Source organism: Mycobacterium sp. (genome assembly GCF_049673265.1).
Taxonomy (GTDB): Bacteria; Actinomycetota; Actinomycetes; order Mycobacteriales; family Mycobacteriaceae; genus Mycobacterium.
Map to the genome: position 1 here is coordinate 1 of NZ_JBATXN010000658.1, position 7,224 is coordinate 7,224.

At 65.2% G+C, this 7,224-nt stretch carries 7 protein-coding genes; 3 read left to right on the forward strand and 4 right to left on the reverse strand.

The features are described 5' to 3' along the window. Window positions 1-523: acyl-CoA dehydrogenase family protein (locus WBF82_RS22310; RefSeq protein ID WP_424385105.1), on the reverse strand; the 523-nt coding region annotated here is incomplete at its 3' end. Between the two features lie 91 nt (window positions 524-614). Between WBF82_RS22310 and WBF82_RS22315 the strand changes: the two genes are divergently transcribed. Continuing rightward, window positions 615-1,487 (forward strand): LLM class flavin-dependent oxidoreductase, encoded by an 873-nt coding sequence (locus WBF82_RS22315; protein ID WP_424385106.1) that lies wholly within the window; start codon window positions 615-617, stop codon window positions 1,485-1,487. Here WBF82_RS22315 and WBF82_RS22320 read toward each other — a convergent pair. Together WBF82_RS22320 and WBF82_RS22325 are read right to left on the reverse strand one after the other, a co-directional pair. Continuing rightward, window positions 1,447-2,175, reverse strand: a complete 729-nt coding sequence (locus WBF82_RS22320) for an SDR family oxidoreductase (RefSeq protein WP_424385107.1) — start codon at window positions 2,173-2,175, stop codon at window positions 1,447-1,449. The two genes, WBF82_RS22315 and WBF82_RS22320, sit on opposite strands and share 41 nt — an antisense overlap. Before the next feature lie 3 nt (window positions 2,176-2,178). Further along, window positions 2,179-3,000, reverse strand: coding sequence for a FadR/GntR family transcriptional regulator (locus WBF82_RS22325; RefSeq protein ID WP_424385108.1), 822 nt, complete (start codon window positions 2,998-3,000; stop codon window positions 2,179-2,181). A gap of 192 nt (window positions 3,001-3,192) precedes the next feature. Here WBF82_RS22325 and WBF82_RS22330 point away from each other — a divergent pair, with 192 nt between their 5' ends. Further along, on the forward strand, window positions 3,193-5,580 hold the full coding sequence (locus tag WBF82_RS22330; RefSeq protein ID WP_424385109.1) for a CaiB/BaiF CoA transferase family protein: 2,388 nt from the start codon (window positions 3,193-3,195) through the stop codon (window positions 5,578-5,580). A gap of 15 nt (window positions 5,581-5,595) precedes the next feature. Next, window positions 5,596-5,787, forward strand: coding sequence for a ferredoxin (locus tag WBF82_RS22335; RefSeq protein ID WP_424385110.1), 192 nt, complete (start codon window positions 5,596-5,598; stop codon window positions 5,785-5,787). Between the two features lies 1 nt (window position 5,788). Here the strand turns inward: WBF82_RS22335 and WBF82_RS22340 are convergent, their stop codons facing one another. Then, window positions 5,789-7,012 carry a cytochrome P450 gene (locus WBF82_RS22340; protein ID WP_424385111.1) on the reverse strand — a complete coding sequence of 408 codons (1,224 nt, stop codon included), beginning with the start codon at window positions 7,010-7,012 and terminating at the stop codon, window positions 5,789-5,791. Window positions 7,013-7,224: the final 212 nt, after the last annotated feature.

The window sequence follows — 7,224 nt, forward strand, 5'->3', positions numbered from 1 at the left end:
GTACCGACACGCCGTCGCCAACCCGGGCGACGGCGACGACCGGACCGTCGGGTGACGAGGCCAAGGTGACGATCAGCTCCGCCTGAGGCAGGCCGGCCACCGCGACCGCACGCCCGTGCAGGCGCCCACGCTCCAGCGTCAGGGGCACGCCGGGCAGCCGATACCCGGGCGGGTGAACAGCCAGCGCGGCCACGACGCCGCCGCCGATCGCGTCCAGCACCTGGCCAACCGCAGGGCCAGCCGCCCGCAGGGCACCGGCGGCCAGGCCGACACTGCACAGCAATGGGATGGGGGCGATGGCCGCGCCGCATTCCTCGAGAACGACAGCGAGATCGACGCGACCGTAGTCGGCTCCCGCAGCGAGTTCCGTCCAGCCGAGGCTGACCACCGTCTTCCACACCGCGCGCCACCGTTCTGGATCTGTCATCGCCTGGCGGGCGACGGTGGGCGGGCACTCGGTGCGCAGGACGTCGCGCACGCTGTCACGCAGCGCCAGCTGACCGGAATTCAGTCCGACATCCATAAGGCCCCTAACATAATAAAAATAGTAAACTAGCGCGACAGACGTCAATCGCTGCCGCGGCGTGCTGCACAGCTCCGTATGGTGGTCAGCTATGGCCGAGTGGTACCTGTTCTTGCCGCAAGTGCGGTTGCCAGTTGCCGACATCGTGGAGCGGTCGCGCCACGCCGAGGTGAGCGGCTTTTCCGGGGTGGCGTTCATCGACCACCTCGAGGCACCCGGGCTGCGCGACGAAAAGATCTGGGAAGCAATGAGTGTCGCTACCTGGGTAGCCGCGAAGACCGAGAGGCTGCGGATCGGTCATCTGGTGCTCTGCGACGCCTTTCGATATCCCGCCGTGCTGGCCAAACAAGCCGTCACGTTGTCGGAGGCATCCGACGGCCGGTTCGAGCTCGGGCTCGGATCCGGCTCGTGGCCCGCTGAGTTCGCCAGATTCGATGTTGGCCAAGACGATCCGGTGGCCCGCGTCGAGCAACTCGAGCGCCATTTGGGATTGATCATGCAGTACTGGGGGCGGGATGAGGCGCCGGAGCGCACGCAGTTTCCACTTCCCGAGCATCGGATACCGCTGATCCTGGGCGGCACCGGGCGCCGGATGATGGAACTTGTTCGCAGATACGCGGATTGGTGGAACATACCGGCGAACCATCTCGATCGGCTGGCAAGTTTGGCGCCGGCCGCCGGGTCTGCTCGAGTGTCGGTTCAGCAGATGGTCGGTTTCGTTCGCAAGGGCAATGACCCCAACGCTGTGCGGGAGCTGAGCACCCGTCGGTTCGGGAATCTCGGATCGGGCCTGGTCTGCGGTGACGCCGACGAATTGTCCGGACATTTCGCCGGGTTGGCCGCCCAAGGCGTCGAGCGCTTCTATGTCTGGTTCGCCGACTTCGCCGCCCCGGAATCGCTGCGTGAATTCGGCGAAACGGTGATCAAGCCCTTCCCTGGGCAGCCCGGCGGCGAGCCTCGCTAGGAACCACGGGTTCGCGTGCGAACGGTCCGCGCCGCACGGCGTTGAGCCGGATTTCCGGTAGGTCCACCGACGGGTCTACGGTGTCGAGCCAAGCCACTGCCTCGGCGACATCCGACACTTGGATTGCGTACATCTCGAACGGAACATCCTGCAGCATCTCGGTTTCCACCGGCCCCGGCGTCACGATATGGACGGCGATGCCGTCGCGGTCGACCTCAAGAGCAAGCGCACGAGCGAACGCGTTCATCCCCGCCTTGGACGCCGAGTAGGCAGTCCGCGCCATCATTGGTTCGTGCGCCGCGGACGACGAGATGAATACCAGCCGCGAGCCGGCCCGCATTCGCGGTAGCACGGCAGCGGTCACCACAAAGCAGGAATCCAGGTTGGCCGAAATGATCGCCTGCCACTGCTCGAATGTCTGCTTGCGCGCGTAGGTCCCGCCGAGCGTTCCAGCGGCGTGCACGACCAAATCGATTGTCTCCATTGCGCTGATCGCTTGCGCGAAGCCGGCCGCGTCAGAAGCGTCGGCGGTGATATAGCGCGCTCCGATTTCCTCAGCGGCCGCGCGTAGCGGACCTTCTCGTCGTGCGGACAACACGACGTCATATCCGAGTTGGCACAGTTTGCTCGCGGAGGCCTTGCCGATCCCGCCGCTGCCACCGGTTACCAGTGCGGTTCGGGCGCTCACGACTTACAGATGGCGATTGTCTCGTGGGCGCGACAGCGCCTGCGGCGACAACGCATAGATCCGTTGGTCGGGGCCTGCGGCCAGTACGTGACTCTGCGTGTCGGAAAGATGGCGAGCGGCGATGCGACGTGCCCGGTCGACGTCACCCGCTTCGATCATCTCGGCCAGCTTGACATGGGTGTTGAGCACGGCGCGACGCTTGGCCAGCGAGGGGTAGGTGCCTTTAGCCGCACTCTCGTCGGCCCATTGCTGTTCGTGACTGGTCCACAACGTTTCCAGGGTGCCGACCACCGCGATGATCGTGCGGTTGCCGCAGCCACGCACGACGAGATCGTGGAATTTACGGCCGATTTCGGTGAATTCCGGACCGTCCTCCAGATGCGCGGCCATCGCGTCGTTGACTTCTTTGAGCTCGCGGACGATGGTGTCGGCGCGGTCGGGTCGCTGAGCCGCCAATGCCGCGCAGGCGGGTTCGAGCTCCAGTATCGCCGTGCCTAGATCGGCGACTACCACCGACTCGCTCTGTAACAGCAGACCCAACATGTAGGCGGCGCTGGTCTTCGCCGGAGCGTGCACCACCGCGCCGCCTCGGTTGCCGCGCCGGACCGACACCAGCCCCTCGGTCTCCAGGATCCGCAGCGCCTCCCGCAGCGAAACCAGGCTGACATTGAACTGCTCGACAAGCACTTCCTGGCGCGGCAGCAAATCGCCGTCGGCCAACTCGCCGTCGATGATCTGGCGCCGCAACTCGTCGGCGACGATTTCGGCGATTCTGGGTGCCGACAAACGGCGTCGTGCCTCGGGGCCAATTCCCAGCGCAGTCATACGATTCCAGCAGCGGAATGACCGGACGGAGCCGCGGCCGCTGCACCCGCGAACTCCATTTACTGCAATCTTAGCAGTAATGGCATAATAGCCGCGCTGGTCAAGCGCTCCGCCCAACCGGAAAACGAGCATGAGCCGGCAAAGTTACTAAGATGACGTAGACAACAACCCGACGACGTAGACGGATACAGGTTGAGCGACGGGCACGACAGCCGACCGACACCGCTGGACGATGTCCGTGTTGTCGAGATCAGTGACCGGGTCGCCGGCAGCTACTGCGGAAAGCTGTTGGTGGATGCGGGCGCTGAAGTCAGGAAAGTCGAACCGCCACAAGGGGATCCGTTACGTCGGTTCAGCGCCAGCTGCTCTCCGCTGCCGGACGAGACTGACTCACCCCTGTTCGGCTACCTCAATGCCGGCAAGCGCAGCCTGACCTCGTCCGGCTCCGGCGGACGTTTGCACGACGAGCTGGCCGGCGCCGATATCGTCGTGGTGACTGCGACCCGGTCGCGGGCGACCGAGCTGGGCATCGATCCGCAGCGGTTGCTGGCGGATCACCCGCAGTTGGTCGTCGTCACGATCTCCGACTTCGGCTGGACCGGTCCATATGCCGAGCGGGCCGCCAGCGAATTCACCCTGCAAGCGTGGTCGGGCTTGACCGGTTTCCGCGGCGATCCGGCAGGACCGCCGATCGCGATCGGCGGTGACCTCGGGGAGTACATGGGCGGGGTGTGTGCCGCATTCGGAGCTCTGGCGCTGCGCCGCCGCGTCGAGCATGGCGGTCCCGGTGAGCACCTGGACTTGTCCATGCTGGAGGCGATCACGCTGATGCAAAGTGGCGAATGGCTGCACTCTCAGCTGTTGCAAGCGCCGCCGGTGCGGCGCACGGTCGAAGTGCCGTCTATCGAGCCGGCCAAGGATGGCTACGTCGGGATCACCATGGTCACCGGACAGCAGTGGCTCGACTTCGCGGCGATGGTCGATTGTCCAGAGCTGACCGAAATTCCGCAGCTACGTTTTCAAATCGGCCGATGGGAATACCGCGACTTCATCCGCGACCGAATCCGCCCCTGGCTGGCCGAACGCACCGTCGAAGAAGTCGCCGAACTCGGCCAGCTGTTCCGGCTGCCGATCGCCGCGTTGGGTAACGGCGCCACGATCCGCGACACCGCTTACGCGAAAGAACGCGGGGTATTCGTGCGCAACCCCGCCGGCTTTCACCAGCCGCGTACACCATGGTTGATGTCACGCTGCCGGCCCGCGCCGCTGCGCATCGCGCCTTCCCTCGGCGAGGCCGACGACACCCGGCCCTGGCCTCCGCGCGAGCATGGCCCGCGGCCGGCAGAGCCTCGGCTGCCGCTCGAAGGCATGCGCGTCGTCGACTTGACCGCGTTCTGGGCCGGGCCGGCGGCGACGCATCTGCTCGCCGCGTTCGGCGCCGACGTCGTCAAGGTGGAGTCGATCCAGCGTCCCGACGGCATTCGGTATTCGGGTGGAATGCGCAAGGACGTCGAAGACTGGTGGGAGTACGGCTGGGTGTTCCACGCCATGAACACCAACAAGCGTTCGGTCACTCTGGATTTGGGGTCGGACGAAGGTCGCCGGCTGTTCACCGCCTTAGTCGCCGACGCCGATGTGGTGATCGAGAATTTCTCCGCGCGAGTGATGGACCACTTCGGGCTCACGGCGGACGCCCTGCTGGCGGTGAACCCGCGGCTGGTAATCGCGCGGATGCCGGCGTTCGGGCTGGATGGGCCGTGGCGCGACCGGGTCGGTTTCGCGCCCACCATGGAGCAGATAGCAGGGCTGGCCTGGGTAACGGGCTTGCCCGACGGTCCGCCCGTCCCGCCCAGGGGGGCGTGTGACCCGCTGGCCGGCATCCACGCCGCGTTCGCGGTGCTGGCCGCACTGAACTTCGCCGAGCGCACTGGTCACGGTCAGCTCGTCGAGCTGCCGATGATCGAAACGGTGATGAACGCCACCGCGATTCAACCGATCGAGGCCGAGGTATTCGGCGTCACGCTGAGCCGCCGCGGCAACCGAGGTCATGGTTGGGCCATCCAGAATCTCTACCGCTGCGCGGGCGACGACGATTGGATCGCCGTCACCGTGTCCACCGACGACCAGTGGCGTGCGCTGGTCGATCTGATGGGCCGGCCGTCGTGGACGGACGACCACCGCTTGGGCACCGTCGTCGGACGGCGAGAGGGGGCCGACGACATCGACCGCCGGTTGCAGGACTGGTTTTCCGGCCAGGATCTGCGCTGCGCGGTGGAAAGCCTTGCCGGCGTGGGTATTCCCGCTGCGCCCGTCGTGTCGCCGTCGCTGATCACCGAGAACCCGCAACTGGGCGACCGGAAGTTTCTGGAGCCGCTCGACCACCCGCGCACCGGCCCGGGCCGCTATCCGCGGCCGCCATTCGCGCCGCTCGACGGTCGACCCAACTGGCTCAAGCGTCCGCCGCCGACTCTCGGCGAGCACAATGAAGAGGTGCTGCGCGATCTGTGCGGGCTCACCGATCAAGACCTCGCGCGTCTGGCATCAGCCGGGATAATCGGCACCCGGCCCAAGGGTCTGTGACGAAAGGGGCATTCGATGCGAGTGATCGTTGACGAGACGTTGTGTGAGGCAAACGGGTTCTGCGAATCGTTGGCGCCTGACATCTTCGAGATCGGGGACGCCGAGGTCGTGCACGTCGCGGAGGGCGAAGTTCCAGAGCATTTGGAAATCGACGCGCGCGCCGCGGTCGACCAGTGCCCAAAAGCCGCGCTGCGCATCGTCGAGTAAATTAGCGCGCCTTCAGCGATATGGCCATCTCGTCGTAGATCGACATGTTGGTGGTCAGGTTTGGGTAGCTGACTTCCGCCGGCCCGAGGGTGATGTCGTCGCACCGCAGCAGCAGTTCGTCGAGTACCGCGCGGATCTCGGCGCGTGCCAGCATCGCGCCCAGGCAGTGGTGTGCACCACCGCCGCCGAATGCGACATGCGGATTGGGTTGGCGTGCGATGTCGAAGCTGAACGGTTGGTCGAATACTTCCTCGTCGCGGTTGGCCGAACGAAGCATCGACACCACCCGCTCACCTTTCGGGATGTGCTGACCATCCATCTCGATGTCGACCTTGGTCGTGCGGGTCCAATACGCGACTGGTGACGCCCACCGCAGCACCTCTTCGACCGCGCTGGACCGCAGCGATTCTTCTTCGCGATACCTCTCCATCTGTTCGGGATTGGTGACGAACGCCTGCAGCCCGATAGCAAGGGCGTTCTTGGTGGTGTCGCTTCCGGCGAAAGCCAGCACGAAGAAAAAGAACTCGAGTTCGTTGGCGGCCAAACGGAATTGCTCACCGTCGTCACCGGTGATGACGGCGGACGCGATGGTGCTCCAGATGTCGTCGGCAGGATTGCGCCGCTTCTCAGCGGTGAGCTCCATGGCATAGCCAAAGATCGTGGCGAAGAGCTCGGCGTCCACACGAGCCCTACTCGACTGGGCTTTCAGGATGTGATCGAAGCCGTCGAAGATACGCGGCCGATCCTCTTCCGGGATGCCGATAATGTCACCGATGACGGTCATCGGCAGTGCGTCGGCGACGTCCTCGATCCAGTCGCCCCCGCCGCGTGCGATCAGCTGGTCGATCATCCGCGACGCGCGGGCACGGATGCCATCTTCGAGCTTGGCGATCGCCCGGGGGGTGAATGCACTCGAGATGAGTTTGCGATGCTTGGACTGTTCCGGTGGGTCCAGGGTGATGATGGTCGGATACGACGCGAACAGGTCGGCGGGCTGGATGAGTGGGCCGTCGCCGGCGGTGAACGAATCGGCGTCCCGGTGGAGCCGCACCGCGTGCCGGTGCTTGGTGGTCATCCAGAAATCCCGGCGGACGGTTTTGGCGACCCCCGGTGTCAAGCCGTGGCGGAAGAGCGGTCGGGTATTCCGTAGCTCGGTGAACAGAGCATCGGGAAAGCCGCTGCGCCACAACGAAAAATCTGACAGATCGACTGCTGCAGCCGTCATCCGGAACCTCGATTCACTTCGGGCGCCGTGCCCAGCACTCGAGCCGGCCGGCGCCGCGCGTTGACGTTCAATGCTTAAAATAGTAAAAATAGACCCAAGTCGTCCAGGCGCGGCGAGTATTAGCGCTGCGCCGGGCGACCGGATACGCGGGAACGGAGAGGGAAGTGACGGACACGGTTTCGGACTCCTCCATAGACCCGTCGGAACGCGAG

Bases quoted from the DNA above. Each gene is read 5' to 3' on its own strand.
- WBF82_RS22335 (WP_424385110.1), top strand. From the start codon at position 5,596: ATGCGAGTGATCGTTGACGAGACGTTGTGTGAGGCAAACGGGTTCTGC.
- WBF82_RS22315 (WP_424385106.1), top strand. From the start codon at position 615: ATGGCCGAGTGGTACCTGTTCTTGCCGCAAGTGCGGTTGCCAGTTGCC.
- WBF82_RS22325 (WP_424385108.1), bottom strand. From the start codon at position 3,000: ATGACTGCGCTGGGAATTGGCCCCGAGGCACGACGCCGTTTGTCGGCA.
- WBF82_RS22340 (WP_424385111.1), bottom strand. From the start codon at position 7,012: ATGACGGCTGCAGCAGTCGATCTGTCAGATTTTTCGTTGTGGCGCAGC.